The sequence below is a fragment of the Blattabacterium sp. (Blaberus giganteus) genome (genome assembly GCF_000262715.1).
GTDB lineage: Bacteria > Bacteroidota > Bacteroidia > Flavobacteriales > Blattabacteriaceae > Blattabacterium.
On the sequence record NC_017924.1, the window covers coordinates 351,186 to 372,589 of the forward strand.

17 protein-coding genes, 4 tRNA genes and 3 rRNA genes are annotated in these 21,404 nt (G+C 29.6%); 13 read left to right on the forward strand and 11 right to left on the reverse strand.

Features of this window, described 5'->3' with window-relative positions:
- The first annotated feature begins 10 nt into the window (after nucleotides 1-10).
- Nucleotides 11-1,723: a ribonucleoside-diphosphate reductase subunit alpha gene (locus BGIGA_RS01620; RefSeq protein ID WP_014726639.1), complete on the forward strand. Its 1,713-nt coding sequence runs from the start codon at nucleotides 11-13 to the stop codon at nucleotides 1,721-1,723.
- 12 nt (nucleotides 1,724-1,735) lie between these two features.
- On the opposite strand, the gene rrf is transcribed toward BGIGA_RS01620, so the two are convergent.
- The 5 genes from rrf to BGIGA_RS01645 form a co-directional block, all read right to left on the reverse strand.
- Nucleotides 1,736-1,846, reverse strand: a 5S ribosomal RNA gene (gene rrf / locus BGIGA_RS01625).
- A gap of 54 nt (nucleotides 1,847-1,900) precedes the next feature.
- Nucleotides 1,901-4,808 (reverse strand): 23S ribosomal RNA (locus tag BGIGA_RS01630).
- A gap of 48 nt (nucleotides 4,809-4,856) precedes the next feature.
- Nucleotides 4,857-4,930, reverse strand: a tRNA-Ala gene (locus BGIGA_RS01635).
- Between the two features lie 4 nt (nucleotides 4,931-4,934).
- Nucleotides 4,935-5,008 (reverse strand) — tRNA-Ile (locus BGIGA_RS01640).
- Between the two features lie 112 nt (nucleotides 5,009-5,120).
- Nucleotides 5,121-6,657: ribosomal RNA gene (locus BGIGA_RS01645) — 16S ribosomal RNA — on the reverse strand.
- The 16S, 23S and 5S rRNA genes sit together here with 2 tRNA genes alongside, the layout of an rRNA operon.
- Before the next feature lie 183 nt (nucleotides 6,658-6,840).
- Between BGIGA_RS01645 and queA the strand changes: the two genes are divergently transcribed.
- The 4 genes from queA to topA are packed head-to-tail and all read left to right on the forward strand — an operon-like array spanning nucleotide 6,841 to nucleotide 11,006.
- A complete protein-coding gene (queA, locus tag BGIGA_RS01650) occupies nucleotides 6,841-7,884 on the forward strand; it encodes a tRNA preQ1(34) S-adenosylmethionine ribosyltransferase-isomerase QueA (RefSeq protein WP_014726640.1) in 1,044 nt (347 codons plus the stop codon).
- 25 nt (nucleotides 7,885-7,909) lie between these two features.
- Complete coding sequence (locus BGIGA_RS01655) at nucleotides 7,910-8,887, forward strand: polyprenyl synthetase family protein (protein WP_041178343.1); 978 nt, start codon at nucleotides 7,910-7,912, stop codon at nucleotides 8,885-8,887.
- A gap of 11 nt (nucleotides 8,888-8,898) precedes the next feature.
- Entirely contained in the window at nucleotides 8,899-9,069 is a 171-nt protein-coding gene (locus tag BGIGA_RS03170; protein WP_083829894.1) for a toprim domain-containing protein, read from the forward strand.
- On the forward strand, nucleotides 9,066-11,006 hold the full coding sequence (gene topA / locus BGIGA_RS03175; RefSeq protein ID WP_014726642.1) for a type I DNA topoisomerase: 1,941 nt from the start codon (nucleotides 9,066-9,068) through the stop codon (nucleotides 11,004-11,006). The genes BGIGA_RS03170 and topA overlap by 4 nt, the downstream gene beginning before the upstream one ends.
- A gap of 30 nt (nucleotides 11,007-11,036) precedes the next feature.
- Here the strand turns inward: topA and BGIGA_RS01665 are convergent, their stop codons facing one another.
- A complete protein-coding gene (locus tag BGIGA_RS01665; protein ID WP_041178344.1) occupies nucleotides 11,037-11,459 on the reverse strand; it encodes a hypothetical protein in 423 nt (140 codons plus the stop codon).
- 243 nt (nucleotides 11,460-11,702) lie between these two features.
- Here BGIGA_RS01665 and rsmI point away from each other — a divergent pair, with 243 nt between their 5' ends.
- Entirely contained in the window at nucleotides 11,703-12,374 is a 672-nt protein-coding gene (gene rsmI, locus BGIGA_RS01670) for a 16S rRNA (cytidine(1402)-2'-O)-methyltransferase (protein WP_014726644.1), read from the forward strand.
- 9 nt (nucleotides 12,375-12,383) lie between these two features.
- Here the strand turns inward: rsmI and BGIGA_RS01675 are convergent, their stop codons facing one another.
- Complete coding sequence (locus tag BGIGA_RS01675; protein ID WP_014726645.1) at nucleotides 12,384-13,376, reverse strand: aspartate-semialdehyde dehydrogenase; 993 nt, start codon at nucleotides 13,374-13,376, stop codon at nucleotides 12,384-12,386.
- A gap of 66 nt (nucleotides 13,377-13,442) precedes the next feature.
- Between BGIGA_RS01675 and gmk the strand changes: the two genes are divergently transcribed.
- Nucleotides 13,443-14,024, forward strand: a complete 582-nt coding sequence (gene gmk, locus BGIGA_RS01680) for a guanylate kinase (RefSeq protein ID WP_041178386.1) — start codon at nucleotides 13,443-13,445, stop codon at nucleotides 14,022-14,024.
- Nucleotides 14,025-14,087: 63 nt separating this feature from the next.
- Here the strand turns inward: gmk and BGIGA_RS01685 are convergent.
- A tRNA-Asn gene (locus BGIGA_RS01685) sits at nucleotides 14,088-14,161 on the reverse strand.
- The gene (locus tag BGIGA_RS03115) at nucleotides 14,139-14,594 is read right to left on the reverse strand and encodes an RpiB/LacA/LacB family sugar-phosphate isomerase (protein ID WP_014726647.1); all 456 of its coding nucleotides are present in this window, start codon (nucleotides 14,592-14,594) and stop codon (nucleotides 14,139-14,141) included. The genes BGIGA_RS01685 and BGIGA_RS03115 overlap by 23 nt, the downstream gene beginning before the upstream one ends.
- 118 nt (nucleotides 14,595-14,712) lie before the next feature.
- On the opposite strand from BGIGA_RS03115, the gene pgk reads away from it, so the two are divergent.
- From pgk to BGIGA_RS01720, 6 genes are all read left to right on the forward strand, one after another.
- Nucleotides 14,713-15,921: a phosphoglycerate kinase gene (gene pgk / locus BGIGA_RS01695; protein WP_014726648.1), complete on the forward strand. Its 1,209-nt coding sequence runs from the start codon at nucleotides 14,713-14,715 to the stop codon at nucleotides 15,919-15,921.
- Nucleotides 15,922-15,984: 63 nt separating this feature from the next.
- Nucleotides 15,985-16,602 (forward strand): superoxide dismutase, encoded by a 618-nt coding sequence (locus tag BGIGA_RS01700; protein ID WP_014726649.1) that lies wholly within the window; start codon nucleotides 15,985-15,987, stop codon nucleotides 16,600-16,602.
- Nucleotides 16,603-16,614: 12 nt separating this feature from the next.
- Entirely contained in the window at nucleotides 16,615-16,968 is a 354-nt protein-coding gene (gene folB, locus BGIGA_RS01705) for a dihydroneopterin aldolase (protein ID WP_014726650.1), read from the forward strand.
- A 7-nt stretch (nucleotides 16,969-16,975) separates the two neighbouring features.
- A tRNA-Cys gene (locus BGIGA_RS01710) sits at nucleotides 16,976-17,046 on the forward strand.
- Nucleotides 17,047-17,131: 85 nt separating this feature from the next.
- Nucleotides 17,132-17,881: a uroporphyrinogen-III synthase gene (locus BGIGA_RS01715; RefSeq protein WP_014726651.1), complete on the forward strand. Its 750-nt coding sequence runs from the start codon at nucleotides 17,132-17,134 to the stop codon at nucleotides 17,879-17,881.
- The gene (locus BGIGA_RS01720; RefSeq protein ID WP_014726652.1) at nucleotides 17,881-18,609 is read left to right on the forward strand and encodes an Ig-like domain-containing protein; all 729 of its coding nucleotides are present in this window, start codon (nucleotides 17,881-17,883) and stop codon (nucleotides 18,607-18,609) included. Before BGIGA_RS01715 ends, BGIGA_RS01720 begins: the two co-directional genes overlap by 1 nt.
- A 3-nt stretch (nucleotides 18,610-18,612) precedes the next feature.
- Here BGIGA_RS01720 and glmS read toward each other — a convergent pair whose 3' ends face one another.
- The gene (gene glmS, locus BGIGA_RS01725) at nucleotides 18,613-20,463 is read right to left on the reverse strand and encodes a glutamine--fructose-6-phosphate transaminase (isomerizing) (protein WP_014726653.1); all 1,851 of its coding nucleotides are present in this window, start codon (nucleotides 20,461-20,463) and stop codon (nucleotides 18,613-18,615) included.
- Nucleotides 20,464-20,493: 30 nt separating this feature from the next.
- Nucleotides 20,494-21,312 (reverse strand): glycogen/starch synthase, encoded by an 819-nt coding sequence (locus BGIGA_RS01730; RefSeq protein WP_014726654.1) that lies wholly within the window; start codon nucleotides 21,310-21,312, stop codon nucleotides 20,494-20,496.
- Nucleotides 21,313-21,404 lie beyond the last annotated feature (92 nt).

Below are 21,404 nucleotides of genomic sequence, written 5' to 3' on the forward strand. Positions count from 1 at the left end.
TTCTAAAATAATGGAAACACACCCTATTGCAGAAAAAGAAGGATGGAAAGTAGGAAAAGATTTTCCCGTTTGGGCTAATAATGAATTATATTTAACTACAATTAAAGGTGGATACTTGTTAGATGGAGAAACTCCTTTTGAGGCATATAATAGATTAGCGAAAAATGCTGCAAAAATTTTAAAAAAACCAAAAATAGAAGGAGAGTTTTTTAATATTTTTTGGAGAGGATGGCTCATTCCTTCTACTCCAGTTATGGTTAATCTTGGAACAGAAAAAGGTTTGCCTATTAGTTGTTTCTCTGGAAGAATTGGGGATAGTATGTACGAAATATATAGAAAAAATTTAGAAATGGCGATACTCAGTAAACATGGTGGAGGCACATCTTATGACTTTAGTTTAGTTAGACCTGTAGGAAGTTCTATAAAAAATGGAACATTAGGAAATTCTGATGGAATTATCCCTTTTATTAAATCATATGATAGTGCTATAGTAGCTAGTAAACAAGGAAGAACACGTAGAGGTGCTGTGGCTATTTATTTAAATATAGAACATAAAGAATATCCAGAATTTTTGAAAATTAGAGAACCTAAAGGAGATATTAATCGTCAATGTCACAATGTTCATCAAGGTGTGATAATTTCTAACTCTTTTATGGAAAAAGTATTACAAAAAAATGGAAAAGAACGATCTTTGTGGATTGATACTCTTAAAGAACGTGTTCAAACTGGAGAACCATATCTTTTTTTTAAAGAAAATGCCAATAAAAATCTTCCAGAAAATTGGAAAAAACACGGATTAAAAATACATCACAGTAATCTTTGTTCAGAAATTATGTTACCAACAGATGAAAGTCATACTCTTGTATGTTGTCTTTCTTCTTTGAACTTATATAAGTATATAGAATGGAAAAATACAAACACTGTTTTTTATTCCATTTTATTCCTTGATGCTGTTATGCAAGAATTTATTGATAAAGGTAAACATATACGGGGGATAGAAGATTCTGTTCGTTTTGCAGAAAAAAGTAGAGCTTTAGGTTTAGGTACTTTAGGCTGGCACTCATATTTACAATCGAATATGATTCCTTTTATATCTATAAAATCGGAAATGTTAACACACAATATATTTAGAAATATACAATTAGAATCTCAAAAAGCTACTAAATATTTAGCTAAAGAATATGGAGAATCTGAATGGAATATTGGAACAGGAAGAAGAAATCTAACTTTGATGGCGATGGCACCTAATAGGAGTTCTGCTAAATTAGCAGGCGGTCTTTCTCAAGGTGTAGAACCTTTAGCGGCAAATATATATGTGGATGATGATTCAAAAGGAATGCATATCCGTAAGAATCCTTATTTGGAAAATATACTCATAAAAAATGGATATAATATTCCAGAAGTTTGGGAGCAAATAGCTAATGAAAAAGGATCTTGTCTTGGATTAACAGCTCTTAATGAAGAACAAAAAAATGTTTTTAGATGTTTCAAAGAAATTAATCAATTAGAATTAATTAAACAAGCCAGCATACGACAAAAATATATTGATCAAGGACAAAGCATTAATCTTTCTTTTCATCAAAATGCTCCAGCAAAATATATAAACAAAGTTCATATTGAAGCTTGGAAAATAGGGTTAAAAAGTCTTTATTACTATAGAAGTGAAAGTATTCTTCGAGCAGATACCAGGAATCGAGATTTATATTCGGAAAGTTTGTTATAATTTATAAATAAAAAAGGGCGGCGACTTACTCTCCCGAAATCAACCAGTACCATCAGCGCTAATGTGTTTCACTTCTCTGTTCGGAATGGTAAGAGGTGGGGCCACATTGCTATAACCACCCAATTAATTTTTATATTAAGAAAATAAAATAAGACATAACATAATATATTTTTCATGAGATAAAAAGCTTACGGGTAATTAGTACTACTCGGCTATGACATTACTATCTTTACACCTATAGCCTATCAACGTTGTCATCTTCAACGACCCTTAAATAAAAAAAATAAAAGAAGCCTAATCTTGTGGTGAGTTTCGCACTTATATGCTTTCAGTGCTTATCTCTTCCGAACATAGCTACTCAGCGATGCACCTGGCGATACAACTGATACACCAGAGGTTCGTCCAATTCGGTCCTCTCGTACTAGAATCAGGTCCACTCAAGCTTCTAACGCTCGCAATAGATAGAGACCGAACTGTCTCACGACGTTCTGAACCCAGCTCGCGTGCCACTTTAATGGGCGAACAGCCCAACCCTTGGGACCTTCTTCAGCCCCAGGATGTGACGAGCCGACATCGAGGTGCCGAACCTCCCCGTCGATGTGAGCTCTTGGGGGAGACTAGCCTGTTATCCCCGGAGTACCTTTTATCCTTTGAGCGATGGCCCTTCCATACGGAACCACCGGATCACTATGCCCTACTTTCGTACCTGATCGACTTGTAAGTCTCACAGTCAAGCACCCTTATGCCATTACACTCTACACACGATTACCAAACGTGTTGAGGGTACCTTTGGGAGCCTCCGTTACCTTTTTGGAGGCGACCACCCCAGTCAAACTACCCACCACGCAATGTTCTCAATTTTTTTAATCGAGTTAGATTTCAATTAAAAAAAGGGTGGTATTTCAAGGACAACTCCACATTGCCTAGCGACAATGTTTCAAAGTTTCCCACCTATCCTACACATTTTTTAATCAAAATCAATACGAAGCTATAGTAAAGGTTCACAGGGTCTTTTCGTCCCATTGCGAGTAATCGGCATCTTCACCGATATTACAATTTCACCGAGCTCATGGCTGAGACAGTTTCCAGATCGTTACACCATTCGTGCAGGTCGGAACTTACCCGACAAGGAATTTCGCTACCTTAGGACCGTTATAGTTACGGCCGCCGTTTACTGGGGCTTCAGTCAAAAGCTTTGCCGAAGCTAACCTTTTTCTTTAACCTTCCAGTACTGGGCAGGTGTCAGACCCTATACGTCATTTTTCAATTTAGCAGAGTCCTATGTTTTTGATAAACAGTCGCCTGGATCTCTTCGCTGCGACCTTCCCTAAAGAAGGCTACCTTTCTCCCGAAGTTACAGGTTTATTTTGCCTAGTTCCTTAGCCATGAATCACTCGAGCACCTTAGGATACTCTCCTCAACTACCTGTGTCGGTTTTGGTACGGATTACTTTTATCTGAAGCTTAGAGGCTTTTCTTGGAAGTTCTTACCTGCACTATCCACTTATCCTAAGACTTGTGGTACTATCGTAGATTAGCAAAATATACGGATTTTCCAATATATTTTATACCTAGCTACTTTAACGTACACATCCGTACGTACGCGACAGTTTCATTCCTCCGTCCCCCCATCGCAATAAAAGCAAGTACCGGAATATTAACCGGTTTTCCATCGATTACACCTTTCGATTTTACCTTAGGAACCGACTAACCCTCAGTTGATTAACATAGCTGAGGAACCCTTAGTTTTTCGGTGTACGGGTTTTTCACCCGTATTATCGTTACTTATACCTACATTTTCTTTTGTAAAAGCTCCACTACATCTTACAACATAGCTTCTTTGCCATTACAATGCTCCCCTACCGATTGATTAATTAATCAATCCCATAGTTTCGGCGATATATTTATGCCCGATTATTATCCATGCTTAATCACTTGACTAGTGAGCTGTTACGCACTCTTTAAATGAATAGCTGCTTCCAAGCTAACATCCTAGCTGTTTTAGTAACTAAACCTCGTTTGTTCAACTTAATATATACTTAGGGGCCTTAACTGATGATCTGGGTTGTTTCCCTTTTGGACATGGACCTTAGCACCCATGCCCTCACTACCGTGAAACATAATAACAGCATTCGGAGTTTGTCAGGAATAAGTAGGTGATGAAACCCCTTCATCCAATCAGTAGCTCTACCTCTGTATTATTTAACACGATGCTGCACCTAAATGCATTTCGGGGAGTACGAGCTATCTCCGAGTTTGATTGGCCTTTCACCCCTATCCACAAGTCATCCGAAGACTTTTCAACGTCAACCGGTTCGGTCCTTCACTATGTGTTACCACAGCTTCAACCTGCTCATGGATAGATCACTCGGTTTCGCGTCTAATTCTTCCGACTATACGCCCTATTCAGACTCGCTTTCGCTACGGCTCCATAGCTGAACTACTTAACCTTGCCGAAAAAAATTAACTCGTAGGTTCATTATGCAAAAGGCACGCCGTCACTTTATAAAAAAGCTCCGACAGTTTGTAAGCGTATGGTTTCAGGATCTATTTCACCCTTCTATTCGAAGTACTTTTCACCTTTCCCTCACGGTACTAGTTCACTATCGGTCTCTGAGTAGTATTTAGCCTTACCGGATGGTCCCGGCAAATTCAGACAAGATTTCCCGTGTCCCGTCCTAATCAGGTGACTACTTTTGTAATTTTTCTATTTCGCATACAGGATTATCACCTTCTATGATTGATTTTTCCAAATCATTCTGCTATAGAAAAATAGTCTTTTATAGTAGACCTACAACCCCGTTATAGCCTAGACTAAAACGGTTTGGGCTATTCCATTTTCGCTCGCCACTACTAACAGAATCACTATTGTTTTCTTTTCCTCTAGATACTTAGATGTTTCAGTTCTCTAGGTTCGCCTTACGTTAAAGTAATATCACATAAAAATTCATATGATAGGTTTCCCCATTCGGAAATCTGCGGATCAATTTGTATGTGCCAATTCCCGCAGCTTATCGCAGCTTATCACGTCCTTCTTCGCCTCTCAGAGCCAAGGCATCCACCATACGCCCTTTATTAGCTTTTATTTTCTCATTATTATATATTATGTATGTCAAAGAACTTTAAAAATAAAATGGAGAATATCGGAATCGAACCGATGACCTCCTGCGTGCAAAGCAAGCGCTCTAGCCTACTGAGCTAATTCCCCATAATAGTCTCGCGCGGAATTGAACCGCGGACCTCTACATTATCAGTGTAGCGCTCTAACCATCTGAGCTACGAGACTGATTTCAATTTACAATCAATCTCTCTACTCCTAATTTTTATTTTAATCAATTTAAAAAAAAGCTTCTAGCTTAATTCCAACTAAATTTCTTTAATAAGAAAAAAACTCTAAAAAAAGAGATGTTCCAGCCGCACCTTCCGGTACGGCTACCTTGTTACGACTTAGCCCCAGTTATCGATTTTACCTTAAGCAGTTCCTTTTACAGTCACCGATTTCAGGTCCCCCCGACTTCCATGGCTTGACGGGCGGTGTGTACAAGGCCCGGGAACGTATTCACCGCATCATGGCTGATATGCGATTACTAGCGATTCCAACTTCATAGAGTCGAGTTGCAGACTCCAATCCGAACTGAGATCGGCTTTTAGAGATTAGCATCTGATCACCCAGTAGCAACCCTTTGTACCGACCATTGTAGCACGTGTGTAGCCCAAGGTATAAGAGCCGTGATGATTTGACGTCATCCCCACCTTCCTCTCGACTTACGTCGGCAGTCTTGCTAGAGTCCCCGACGTTATTCGCTGGCAACTAACAATGAGGGTTGCGCTCGTTGAGGGACTTAACCCAACACCTCACGGCACGAGCTGACGACAACCATGCAGCATCTTGTACTCCGTCCGAAGACTAAACTATTTCTAGCTTATTCGTAGTACATTTAAACCTTGGTAAGGTTCCTCGCGTATCATCGAATTAAACCACATGCTCCACCGCTTGTGCGGGCCCCCGTCAATTCCTTTGAGTTTCAGCCTTGCGGCCGTACTCCCCAGGTGGATCACTTATCACTTTCGCTTAGTCACTGAAAAATAAATCCAACAACTAGTGATCATCGTTTACGGCGTGGACTACCAGGGTATCTAATCCTGTTTGCTCCCCACGCTTTCGTGCCTCAGCGTCAGTATAGATTTAGTAACCTGCTTTCGCGATCGGTGTTCTGTGTGATATCTATGCATTTCACCGCTACACCACACATTCCAGCTACTCCAATCTCACTCAAGTCTATCAGTATCAATAGCCATTTTAACAGTTAAGCTGCAATATTTCACTACTGACTTAATAAACCGCCTACGCACCCTTTAAACCCAATAAATCCGGATAACGCTTGTGTCCTCCGTATTACCGCGGCTGCTGGCACGGAGTTTGCCGACACTTATTCGTATAGTACATTCACAATTCTTATCACGTAAGAATTTTTATTCCTAAACAAAAGCAGTTTACAACCCGTAAGGCATTCTTCCTGCACGCGGCGTGGCTGGTTCAGAGTTTCCTCCATTGACCAATATTCCTCACTGCTGCCTCCCGTAGGAGTCTGGTCCGTGTCTCAGTACCAGTGTGGGGGATCACCCTCTCAGGCCCCCTACTGATCATCGTCTTGGTGAGCCTTTACCTCACCAACTAACTAATCAGACGCACGTCCATCTTTTGCCGCATTTCTGCTTTAATAATAAAATCATGCGATTTTATCATGCTATAGAACATTAATCCGAGTTTCCTCAGGCTATTTTCTAGCAAAAGGCAGGTTACGTACGTGTTACGCACCCGTACGCCGGTCGCCATCAAAATCTATTTGCATAGATTTCATGCTGCCCCTCGACTTGCATGTGTTAAGCCCGCCGCTAGCGTTCATCCTGAGCCAGGATCAAACTCTCCGTTGTAAATAAAATAAAATACGTAAATCCTTATTAAAAATTCTGAAGGATTAGGCTTAGAAGCTTTTTATGCAAAGAACAATAAAACAAATATAAAAAACAAGTATACATCTTTTTTTATCAAAAAAAAAGTTTTATAAATAAATGTGTTAATTTTATATAGTCATGTATATATAAATCATCTAATTCATGAGAACTTCAGATTTTAATTTCACATTTCCTATACATCTTCTTTCTAAATTTCCTTCTCAAGAAAGAGATGAATCTAAATTAATGATTATTCATAGAAAAAGTCAAAAAATAGAACATAAATTATTCAAAAATTTGCATGAATATTTTGAAGAAGGAGATACATTTATTCTTAATAATACTAAAGTATTTCCAGCAAGATTGTTTGGAAATAAAGAAAAAACAGAAGCAAAAATAGAAGTTTTTTTACTTAGAGAATTAGATACAAAAGATAGAACATGGGATGTTCTAGTTGACCCTGCAAGAAAAGTAAGAGTGGGAAATAAATTAAATTTTGGATCTGGATTAACAGGAGAAGTTATAGATAACACGACTTCCAGAGGAAGAATTTTACAACTTAATTTTAATGGAACTCATAAAGAACTTATAAAAAAAATAAAAGAATTGGGAAAAACTCCTTTACCTAAATACATTAATAGACAACCGGAAAAAAACGATGAAGAACGTTATCAAACAGTGTATGCAAAAAAAGAAGGATCTGTAGCTGCACCTACTGCAGGATTACATTTTTCAAAACATTTATTAAAAAAATTAGAAATAAAAGGAATTAATTTAGCAGAAATAACTTTACATTTAGGATTAGGAAGTTTTTTACCTGTGGAAGTGGAAGATATTTCAAAACATAAAATGGATTCAGAAAAATGTTACATACATGAAAATACGTGTAAAATTGTAAATTTAGCTATCCAAAAAAAAAAAAGAATTTGTGCAGTTGGAACCTCTTCTATGAGAGCTATTGAAAGCTCTGTTTCTTCCAATAAAAACTTAAATCCATTTTATGGGTGGACCAATAAATTTATTTTTCCTCCTTATAACTTTAGTATAGCCAATTCTATGATTACAAACTTTCATATGCCAAAATCTACATTACTTATGATGACAGTTGCTTTTGCAAATTTTGATTTAATAATGAAAGCATATCAAATAGCAATAGAAAAAAAATATAAATTTTATTCTTATGGTGATGCTATGTTAATAATATAAAAAGATCGTATATTATTGTGATATGATGAAAATCATACTAGAAGAAATAAAAACTACTATAAAAAAAGAAATAGAAAAATTTGAAAAACAGTTCATATATATAATTAAAAGCAACGTATCTCTTATAGATCAAATAACACATTATCTAACTCATAGAAAAGGAAAACTAATTCGTCCTATGTTTGTTTTTTTAATAGCTAAAATGTTAGGAAACATACAAAAAAAAACATATCATACCGCTTGTTTAATTGAATTAATACATACAGCTACACTTGTACATGATGATGTTATAGATAATAGTTTACTTCGCCGTGATTCTTTTTCTATTAATGCAATATGGAAAAATAAAATAGCAGTTTTAATTGGTGATTACTTACTTTCTAAAAGTCTTTTAATTGCAACAAATAATAATTATTATGATTTGCTAAAAATTGTATGTAAAACCATAAAAAATATGAGTGAAGGAGAATTATTACAAATGGAAAAATCCAAAAAACTAAATATTTCCGAAAAAATTTATAATCGAATTATTTATCATAAAACAGCAAGTTTGATTGCTGCTTCTTGTGAGGCAGGTGCACGCTCTGTTAATACAGATGAAAAAACTGCTTTAAAAATGAGAAAATTTGGAATTTTTGCAGGAATTGCTTTTCAAATTAAAGATGATTTGTTTGATTATGAAGAAAAAAACGAAAGTTTTACGGGAAAACCTGTAGGAATAGATTTAAGAGAAAAAAAAATAACACTTCCACTTATTTATACGATTCAGAAAGCATCTCAAAAAGATCAGCAACATATATTAAATTACATAAAAAATTATGACAATAAAAAAAGATATAAAATAATTGATTATGTAAAAAAATATGGAGGGTTAGAATATGCAACTAAAAAAATGATTAGATTCCGTAATAATGCATTAGAAATTTTAGAAATTTATCCAGAAGGAACAATCAAAAGAGCATTAAAAATGATGGTGAATTTTATTGTGGAAAGAAATCGGTAATTTAAAATTAGATGAAAAAAAATTTAGTAATTGTAGAATCACCTACTAAAGCACATACAATACAAACATTTCTTGGAAAAAGTTATTATGTAGTATCCAGTTATGGACATATTATAGATTTACCAGATAAGGAAATAGGAGTTAAAATTCAAGAAAATTTTAAACCTAATTACGTAATATGATCCCAAAAAAAAAAATTGTTCAGAATCTAAAAATATTAATCAAAAATTATGAAACTATTTGGTTAGCCTCTGATGAGGATCGAGAGGGTGAAGCAATAGCTTATCAAATTTATAAAACATTTAATATTTCTGATAAAAAATACAGAAGAATCGTTTTTCACGAAATTACAAAAAAAGCGATATTTCACGCTATTAAAAATCCTAGGTTTATCAATTACAATTTAGTTCATGCACAACAAGCTAGACGAATAATAGATCGATTGGTAGGATTTCAATTATCTCCTATTTTATGGAAAAAAATAAACGCAGGTCTTTCTGCAGGGAGAGTTCAATCTGTAGCTGTGAGACTTATAGTAGAAAAAGAAGAAAAAATTCATAGTTTTGTCCCCCATCCAATTTATCAAATATATGGAATTTTCAAAAATTCTAAACAAAAAGAAACTTTTAACGCTAAATTAGAAAAAAAAGTAGAGGATAAAAACAAAATGAAAAAGATTTTAATATCATGTATTAATAGTATTTTCACAATAAAAAAAATTACTGTAAAACAAGAAAAAAAAAGTCCTCTACCTCCATTTACTACGTCTTCCTTACAACAAGAAGCTTCTAATAAATTAAATTTTTCTATATATAAAACAATGTTATTAGCTCAAAAATTATATGAAAAAGGATTTATTACGTATATACGAACAGATAGTACAAGTTTGTCAAAAAGTATACTATTAGAAATAAAAAATTTTATTCTTTCTTTATATGGAAAAAAATATTTATACATAAGAAAATTTTCTAATTTAAAAAATAAATTATCTCAAGAAGCTCACGAAGCTATCCATCCCACTGTTATTAATTTTAATGAAAATTATTTAGATTCGTTAGATATATTTCAAAAACGTCTTTATAAACTTATATGGGAACGAACAATTATAGGACAAATGACAGATGCTCTTTTTGAAAAAAAAGACATTTATATTCAATCTTCTCATTTTAAAAATTTTTTTATTTATACAAAAAAAACAGTATTATTTGATGGATTCATGAAAATATTAAACAAAGAGAAAAAAGAAAAATCTAATATTGATATTTTAGAAATGAAAAAAGGTTCTATTTTAGAAAAGAGAAAAATTATAGCTAAACAAGCTATTAAAAATTGTATACACAGATACAACGAAGCCAGTTTAGTCAAAAAATTAGAACAATTAGGTGTTGGAAGACCTTCCACTTATGTTCCCATTATCTCCACAATTCAAAAAAGAAATTATGTTAACGTACAAAAAATTTCAAAAAAAACAGAAGTGCGTGAAATTTTTATTCTAAAAGGAGATTCAATTGTTAAAGAAAATGATCAAATTATTAAAACGGAAAAAAATAAATTTTTTCCCACTGAAATGGGAATTTTAACTACTAATTTTTTAAAAAAAAATTTTCATGAAATAATAAATTATGATTTTACTGCAAATTTGGAAGAAAATTTTGATAATATAGCTAAAGGAAAACAATCTTGGATCAAAACTGTTGAAGATTTTTATAGTAAATTTTATAACAAAATACAATATGTTAAAAAAAATGTTAATAAAATTAATAAAGAACGTTTTATTGGAATAGATCCAAAATCTAATAAAAAAATTTTTGCAAAAATAGGAAAGTATGGTCCTATTATTCAAATAGGAGAATCTAACAATAAAAAAAAACCTAAATTTTTTCCTTTATTAAATAGACAAAAAATAGAAGAAATTTCTTTTGCAGAAGTTCTAAAAATTATTGAACTACCCAAGTCATTGGGAATATTTGAAAAAAAAGAAATTTTATTGAAAATAAATAAACACAATATTTACATAAAATACAACAATAAATCAATTCCGATTGATGAAAAAATGTTTTTTAAAAATTTATTAAATTTAGAACAAGCTATTAATATTATAATTGAGAATATAAAATAAATTGAACAATTGTATCAATATCTCAATTAATTAACTTTCAAAATATCTTTGATTTAAATAAGTAGTTGGATAGGCTTGATCATGACCTGTTCGTCTAATATGATCTAAATATTTAGGAATATAAGACAAAGCTTTAACTCTGTCAGATAAAGACATGCGATTCCATATATTTTCAGCCATTCTTTTTTTTCCTATTTTATATTTATAATCTGTCCAAAAACGATTAAAAGATAAATCAGTAGGAATTTCTTCTATAGAAAAAGCCGCTTTTGTATTTTTCATTTTATTTATAATAGATTCATTATAAGGTAAATATTTACCTATCCATATATAATGAGATAAAGAAAGTCTTTCAGGAAAAATAACTTCTCTTAAAAAACCATTTAAATCATATTTAAATATGATTTCTCCAGATACTAAACGACTTCTAAATATATATTGTTTACCTCTCATTATTATTGATTTCATCAGCATTAATAATGTACTCAACTACAACTAATTATTATTGCGAATAATCATTTTATTTTATGATGAAATTTTAAATTTTTAAAAAAAAGTATTTTACATAATCTAATTGTCACAAATATTTTTCATAAACTATATAACAAAAGTTATAGATTTTTATAATAATAGATTTATTATATCTTTTTTTCACATAATTTTCTTAAGATTTTTTTTAAAATTTTAAATTTTAGTATGTTATATATTGTACCTACTCCTATAGGAAATTTAGAAGATTTTACTTTTAGAAGTTTACGAATATTAAAAGAAGTAGACTTGATTTTAGTTGAGAGTTTTAAAATTTCCAAAAAATTATTGAATTTTTATAATATTAAAACTAACATAAATAAATATCATATTTATAATGAACATAAAATAATTCCCTTTTTTATAAAAAAAATTAAAGAAGGAAAAAAATTAGCATTAATATCTAATGCAGGGACTCCCTGTATATCAGATCCAGGTTTCTTACTTATTAGATCTTGTATTGAAGCTTCTATTTCTATAGAATGCTTACCTGGTCCTACAGCTTTTGTTCCAGCATTAGTTTGTTCTGGAATATCTTCTAATGAATTTATTTTTATTGGTTTTTTGCCTAGAAAAAAAAGAAAAACAAAATTAGAAAATCTGTCTAAAGAAAACAGAACCATTATATTATATGAATCTCCTCATAGGTTATTACGAACATTAAATGATATGAAATATTTTTTTGGATCCAAAAGAAATATTGTCATATGCAAAGAAATATCTAAATATTTTCAAAATATATTAAGAGGAAATATAGAAAAAATGATTCTATATTATAAAAATATAATAAAAATATCAGGAGAGTATACTATCATTATTGAAAAAAATTTTGATAAATAAATAAAATAATTAAACATATTTTTTCATTATTAAATATTCTGCAATTTGAATTGCATTAGTAGCTGCACCCTTGCGAAGATTATCTGATACTATCCAAATATGGATAGAATTTTTAAATGAAAAATCTTCTCGTATTCTACCTACAAAAACTTCATCTTTTCCATGAGCATATAAAGGTGTTGGATAAATATTTTTTTTTGGTTGATCTTGAAGTATTATTCCTTTTGTTTTCAATAATATTTCACGGACACGATTTATACTAGGTTTTTTTACAAATGTTATATTAACACTTTCTGAATGCCCCCCTATAACAGGAACACGTACAGCTGTAGCTGTTATTGCTAAATTATAATCATTCATTATTTTTTTTGTTTCATTTATTAATTTCATTTCTTCTATCGTATATTCCTTATCTGTAAAATGATCACAATGAGGTAAAACATTTTGATATATAGGATATGGATACACTTTATTGCAAGAATAATTTCCATTTTTTTCTTGATACAGTTGATCTAAAGCTTTTTTTCCAGTTCCTGTTACAGATTGATAGGTTGAAACAATAACTCTATTAATTTTGTATTCTATATGTAACGGAAATAAAACCATAACTAATTGTACTGTAGAACAATTTGGATTGGCAATAATTTTATCTTGTTTACATAGACAAGAAGCATTAATTTCAGGAACAATTAATTTTTTTCCAGGATCCATTCTCCATGCAGAAGAATTGTCGATAACTGTAGATCCTATCTCTGAGAATTTTGGAGACCATTCTTTGGATATGTTAGATCCCGCTGAAAATAAAACAATATCAGGTTTTTTTAAAAATAAATCATATACACTAATGACTTTATGCTCTTTTTTTTTAAAAAGAATTTTTTTTCCTACAGACTTGTTGGAAGCAGAAATGTACAATTTTTTTAATGGAAAATTTCTTTTTTCTAAAAGATCAATCATCACGCGACCTACCATACCTGTTACACCTACTATTCCTAATTTCATTTCATATAAATTTTTATAAAAACTTAATTTTCCATGATATTAAACAAAACAAAGTTAGGCAAAATAATGAAAAAAGGAAAAATGATTATTCTGTCAGGCCCTTCTGGATCTGGAAAAACAACCATTTCGCATTATTTACTTTCAAAATTTCCGGAATTAAAATTTTCTGTTTCATGCACAACGCGATCAATTCGGAATAATGAAATACATGGAAAAGATTATTATTTTTTATCTGTAAACTCTTTTATTTATAAAATAAAAAAATGCCAATTTGCAGAGTGGGAAGAAGTTTATCCAAACTTATTTTATGGAACCTTAAAAAACGAAATTTCCAAAATTTGGAAATCTAATCAACATATTTTATTTGATATAGATGTAAAAGGAGGATTAAATTTAAAAAAAAAATACCCAAATAATTCTTTATCCATATTTGTAACAGTAAATTCTATAAATATTTTAAAAAAAAGACTTATTGCAAGATGTTATAAAAATAATACGAACATCAACACTCGTTTAAATAAGGTTCAAGAAGAAAATAGTTATGCTAAATTGTTTGACTTTATTTTATTCAATATTGATTTGTATCAAACTAAAAAAAAAGCGATTCAAATAGTTTCCAATTTTATTTATGGAAAACAATCGGAGTGAGTGGATTTTAATTAACGATTATACATACTATAAACAAGCTGTTCTAATCTATGTACACTCCAACTCCTCAGGCTGGATTCGAACCAGCGACCCTCTGATTAACAGTCAGATGCTCTAACCAACTGAGCTACTGAGGATTTTAGATATTTTCTTTATTCTTATTTCGTGTCTTCCACCCTCAAAATTTGTTTCCAAAAATATTTTCACAATTTCTATAATCTCATTATTATCTACAATAAAACGTGCTGGTAAACTAATAATATTTGCATTATTATGCTTTCTTGCCAAAATTGCAATTTCCTTTTTCCATACCAAAGCTGCTCGTATTTTTTTATATTTATTCGCTGTCATGGCCGCGCCATTCCCACTTCCACATATAATTATGCCAAAATCAGCTTGTCCTTTATTTACGAGTTCTGCTGTAGGATGAATGAAATCAGGATAATCAACTTTTTTTCCATATTCGGAAAATCCTAAATCTTCTATTTTGTATCCTTTTTGAATTAAAAAATTTTTTATTGAATATTTGTAATCTACGCCTGTGTGATCAGAACCTATTGCAATTAGCATTGTATTTCAAAAAAAATGAATAACAAATATACATCTTTTATACATAAAGATTTTTTTTTCAAACATTGAATTTATTAATTTTGCATAATATCTTCTTTTGCATTTATATCATTTTATAATGAAGGAAATAAAAACTGTTAACGATTTTAATTTTGAAAATCAAACTGCTTTAATAAGAGTTGATTTTAACGTTCCTATAAATGAATATTACGAAATTATAGATGATACACGTATTCAATATAGTATTCCGACTATACAAAAAATTATTTCTGAAAAAGGAAAAATTGTTCTGATTTCTCATTTTGGAAGACCAAAAGGAATTTCTTCAAAAACTTATTCTTTAAAATTTTTAACACATTATTTATACAAAAAATTAAAAATCAATGTATTTTTTCACGAAAATTGTATAGGAGAAACTGTCGTAAAAAAAGTTAATGAGTTAAAAAACGGTGAAATATTGTTGTTGGAAAATCTTCGTTTTTATAAAGAAGAAGAAAGAGAAGATAAAAATTTTGCTTATGAATTATCAAAGTTAGGAGATATATATGTTAATGATGCTTTTGGAGTAGCACATCGTTTTCATACTTCCATTACTATTCTTCCAAAATTTTTCGGAAAAAAAAAATGTATCGGTCTTCTCATGAAAAAAGAAATACAATTATTAGGTCAATTTTCTTATGGAAAAGGAAAAAGACCTATCACTGCTTTATTAGGAGGTGCTAAAATTTCTTCAAAAATAGAAGTTATTGAAAATCTTATTGATTTCGCAGATTATATTTTGATAGGAGGCGGAATGTCTTATCCTTTTATAAAAATGAAAGGAGGAATGATAGGAAATTCTATGATTGAAAAAGATCAAATAATTGAAAAAACATTAAAAAAAATTTTTTTTAACAAAAAAATGAATATTATACATCTTCCAAAAGACGTAATAATAGCTGATTCATTTAAAAATGAAGCAAATACCAAAATTTCACCTATTCATTCTATTCCAAACGGATGGATGGGATTAGATATAGGTCCTTTTTCTATTAAAAAATTTTGTAAAATTATAGAAAAATCTAAAACTATTTTGTGGAATGGACCTGTAGGTGTTTTCGAATTTTCAAATTTTTCTTTAGGAACTAGATTGATAGCAAAATCTATTGCGAATACAACTGAAAAAGGAGCATTTTCTTTAGTAGGAGGAGGTGATTCTATAGCTGCACTTAAAATGGAAAAATATGATAAAAAAATCAGTTATTTATCTACAGGAGGAGGGGCAATGTTAGCAAGTTTAAAAAAAAATAAAATAAAAATACTCCCCGGAATTAATGCAATAAAATAATTACCAAGGTTTTTCATTATATTTGTTTTACTAACATTTTACTAATATATTAAAAAAATAACTATGTCATTTAAACTTCCAAAGTTTCCTTATTTATATAAGGATTTTGAGCCTTACATAGACAGAAAAACTATAGATATTCATTATAATAAACATCATGCGGCTTACACAAACAATTTAAATAAAGCCATTTCAAATACAACTATGATGAATTTTTCTATAGAAAAAATTTTAAAAAGAGCACATGTTGAATCTTCAATAATACGAAATAACGCTGGAGGTTTTTACAATCATAATCTTTTTTGGGAAATATTAATACCTCATACAGAATATATTCATCCAAGTACATATTTTAATAAAATTATTCAAGAAAATTTTAGTTCTTTTGATTTTTTTATAGATAACTTTTCTAAAGTTGCAGCTAATCATTTTGGTTCTGGATGGGTTTGGTTATGTGTAAAAGAAAAAAAATTAACAATTTGTTCTACAACGAATCAAGATAATCCTCTAATGTTGTGTGGAATAGGTTGTGAAGGAATTCCCATACTAGGATTAGATGTTTGGGAACATGCTTATTATCTACAATATCAAAATCGTCGTTTAGATTATATTTCATCCTTTTGGAATATTGTGAATTGGATCAAAGTGGAAAAAAATTACAAAACAGCTATGAAAATGTAATATTTTTTTTCTATGGGAAGAATTTTATTAGAAAATATTAAGTTATTTGGGTTTCACGGATGTTTACCAGAAGAAAAATATATTGGATCTCACTATACAATTAATATAGAAGTTGAATTAGATTTTTGTAAAGCATCTGTTGATGATGATTTATCCAAAACTATTAATTATGTAGATTTGTATTACATTGTAAAAGAAGAAATGAACATTAATTCTAAATTGATAGAACATTTAGCACAAAGAATAATTAAAAGAATAAAAAAATACAAAAAACCTTTAATAAAATATACAAAAGTGAAAATTTGTAAGGAAAATCCTCCATTACAAGGAAATGTAGATAGAGTATGTGTAATTTTAGATGATTGATATTAATGGCACTGTGGTCGAGTGGTAAGGCAGAGGTCTGCAAAACCTTGTATAGCGGTTCGATTCCGCTCTGTGCCTCTTTTTAACTTTTTTTATATTAATTTTCTGTATACATTTGCAAATTTAAACAAGTTCTATTGCATACATATACGTAAAAAAAAGGATGAAGATAAATAATATTCTGATTTCACAACCTCTAAGTGGTAGTTCTAATACTCCATATATAAAACTTAGTAAAAATAAAAATATAAATATTGATTTTCGATCTTTTATAGAAGTAAAAGGAGCATCATCTAATGATGTAAGAAAGCAGAAAATAAATTTCTCTGATTTTACCGTAGTTCTTTTTATTAGTAAAAAATCTGTAGATCATTATTTTCGATTAGCAGAATCTATGCGTTTTAAAGTCCCTATATTCATGAAATATGTATGTCAAACAAAAACTATAGCATATTATTTACAAAAATATATTATCTATAGAAAAAGAAAAATTTATATTGGAAATAAATCATTTAAAGATTTGCTTCCTTATATTAAAAAATACCCTAAAGAAAAATTTCTTTTACCTTCTTCTGATATACTAAAACCAGAAATTCCTGAAATGTTAAACCAACAAAATATTTTTTGGAGAAGAGCCATTTTATATAAAACGACTTCTAGCGATTTATCTGATTTAGAACATGGATGTTATGATATTTTTGTTTTTTTTAGTCCTGCAGAAATCAAATCTTTATTTGATAATTTTCCTAATTTTGATCAGAATAATATTAAAATTGCTACTTTTGGAAAAAACACCTTAGATGCGGCTTATAAAGCAGGATTAAAGATACACATCAAAGTTCCAACACCGGAATTTCCTTCTATGTCTATGGCTTTAGAAAAATATATTAAAAAACTAAACGCAATTAAATAATGAAAATATTTTTTATTTTTTTTTCTTTTTTTTTAATCTCATGCGCAAATTATAAACCACTTACTGGTGGTAATGTTGATATATTATCTCCACGTTTTATATATTCTATTCCTAATAATTTTTCTACTGATATTCAAGTTAATTTAAAAAAAATTCAAATTTTTTTTGATGAAAATATTATATTAAATAACATATATCATCACAATCATGTAATTGTAAATCCATATTATATACGGAAATATATAATTATACATCCTGGAAATTTACCTAGAAAATATATTAGTATTCGATTTATAAAAACATTAAAAAAAAATACTACTTATAGTATTCAGTTCAACAATTGTATAAAAGATAATAAAGAAGAAAATGTTTTATCTTTTTTTGAATATGTTTTTTCTACTGGAAAAAATATAGATTTAACCTATATTAAAGGAAATATAACAAATTTTAAAAATAAAAAAAATACAATAATAGGATTATATAAATATAATGATGATATGACATTGTCATTGAAAAAAAAACCGGATTATATTGCTTTTATAGATTATGAAAATAATAAATACAAAATTCTACATATAGAAAAAGGAAAATACTTATTATTTTGTTTTTATGACGAAAATGACAATCAAATATATGAACCAAACAAAAAAGAATTAATTTTTTTCAAAAAAACTTTATTTTTATCAAAAGATCAGGAATATCTTTATCACATACAAATTTCAAAGTAGTTATTATTCTACTGTTACTGATTTTGCTAAATTTCTTGGTTGATCTATGTTTTTTCCACGTATATAGGCTATTTGATAAGCTAATAATTGAAGAGGAACAACAGTTATTAATGGACTAAGTATTTCAGAAATATTTGGTATTTCTATCACATGATCTGCTAAAAGATGAACTTGAATATCTCCTTCATTAATTATGGCTATAACTTTTCCTCTCCTAGCTTTTATTTCTTGAATATTACCAATAATTTTTTCGTAACATCCTTTTCTTGTAGCGATAATAACTACTGGTACATTTTCATCAATTAAAGCAATAGGACCATGCTTCATTTCTGCGGCAGGATAACCTTCCGCATGAATATAGGATATTTCTTTTAATTTCAAAGCTCCTTCTAAAGCTACTGGAAAATTGATTCCTCTACCTAAATAAAGAAGATTATCTACATTGTAATATACTTGAGATATTTTTTTTATAGCATCATCCATTTTTAAAGCATGATCTACTTTTTCTGGAATTGATCCAAGTTCTTTACATAAAAATTTATAACGGAAATCATCAATTGTAGATCTATGTTTTCCTATAATCAAAGCTAATAAAACAAGAACTGTAATTTGTGCAGTAAAAGCTTTTGTAGAAGCTACACCAATTTCAGGGCCTGCATGTGTATAAGCTCCTGCATCTACATTTCGTGCTATAGATGATCCAACTACATTGCAAATTCCGAACACAAAAGCTCCTTTATTTTTTGCTAATTTCAAAGCGGCTAAAGTATCAGCAGTTTCTCCTGATTGTGAAATTACAATGATTACATCTTTTTTTTCTATAATAGGATTTCTATACCGAAATTCAGAAGCGTATTCTACCTCTACTGGAATACGAGTAAGCTCCTCTAATAAATATTCTCCAATTAAACTAGCATGCCAAGAGGTTCCACATGCTATTATAGTTATAGATTTAGCATTCAAAAAAATCTCTTTATTAGATTCAATTCCATCAATACAAATAATTTTTTCCGGAATTAACAATCTACCTCGTAAAGTATCCAAAATTGTTTTAGGTTGTTCATATATTTCTTTCAACATAAAATGTTTATATTTTCCTTTTTCAATTTCTTTTAGATTAATTTTAAGTTTTTCGATAACTGGATTTAATTTATGATTATCTTTAATTTTTCTTAAATCTAGTTTTTCTCCTTTTTTGAGTATAGCCATTTCTCCATCTTTTAAATAAAGAACATTTTTGGTATAATCAATAAAAGAAATAGGATCAGATGCAACAAAAAATTCTTCATTATTAATGCCCAAAGACAAAGGACTTCCCAGTTTGGCAATAATAATTGTTTCAGGATGAGATTTTTCTATTACAGCAATTGAGTAAGCTCCCACAACTTCATTTAAAGAAATTCTCACAGCTTTTTCCAAAGAGAATTTATTTTCTTTTTTAATATATTCAATAAAATTAACAAGAACTTCTGTATCAGTTTTACTTTTAAAAGTAAATCCATTCTTTAATAAAATAATTTTGATAGCATAATAGTTTTCTATAATTCCATTATGAATCATAATAATTCCATTAGAATTTGAAACATGAGGATGAGCATTTATATCATCTGGTATTCCATGAGTAGCCCATCTTGTATGACCGATTCCAGTTGTTCCTTTTACTTGTTTTTTACAAGAAAAAATTTTTTTTTCTAATTCATGAACTCTTCCTTTGGTTTTATATAAATTATATACATTATCATAAAAAACAGCAATACCAGAACTATCGTATCCTCTATACTCCAATTTCTTTAATCCATTGATAAGAATAGGATAAGCATCTCTATAACCTAAATAACCAATTATACCACACATTCTAGATAAAATTAAAAGTTTTTATCTATTTTAATTTATCTGTTCTAAAACAGTTTCTTTATAAAATTGTTGATAAACGGTTTCTATCTTTTCTACAGGATAGTATTTTAATACTAACAATTTGGTTACTTTTATGTAATCCTCTATTTTCTCTGGAAAAAAAAGATCTCCTTTTATAATAGCATCCGAGAAATATATACATAATTTGATTAGATTAAAATAATTTGGATTTTCTAACAGTTTTAATTTTCTGGATTTGATGCCATCAAATTTTATTTTTTTAATAATATTTTTATTTAAATATCCCTTAAAAGGTTTATTGTAGATAGATACAATTATTTTTACATTTTGATACACTGGATCACTTTTATAAAAATTTTTAATATATAAAGGAATAAAAGAACTCATCCATCCATATATGTGTATTATATCAGGTTTCCAATTTAATTTTTTTACAGTCTCTAAAACACCTTTTGTAAAAAATAAAGCTCTTTCATCATTATCTTGAAAAAAAATACCATTCTCATCTTCATCTATAGCCTTTCTTTTAAAATATTCTTCATTATCTATAAAATAGACTTGTAATCTAGCATCAGGAATGGATGCTACTTTTATTAATAAAGGTTGATCTATATCATTAATTACTAAATTCATGCCTGATAAACGAATCACTTCATGTAATTGATGCCTTCTTTCATTAATGACTCCAAAACGAGGCATAAATATACGTACATCGTTTCCTATTGATTGCATAAATTTAGCGGCTTTCAATACGGATAAAGATATTGTATTCTCTGAAGAAAATGGAAATAAATCTGAAGAAACATATAATATACGTTTACCTGTCATCTTAGAGATATTTTATTTTTATTAGTAAAAAAAACGGATCATTGCAAATATAATAAATAATATACTAAGTTTAGTAATAAAATTTCTTTTAT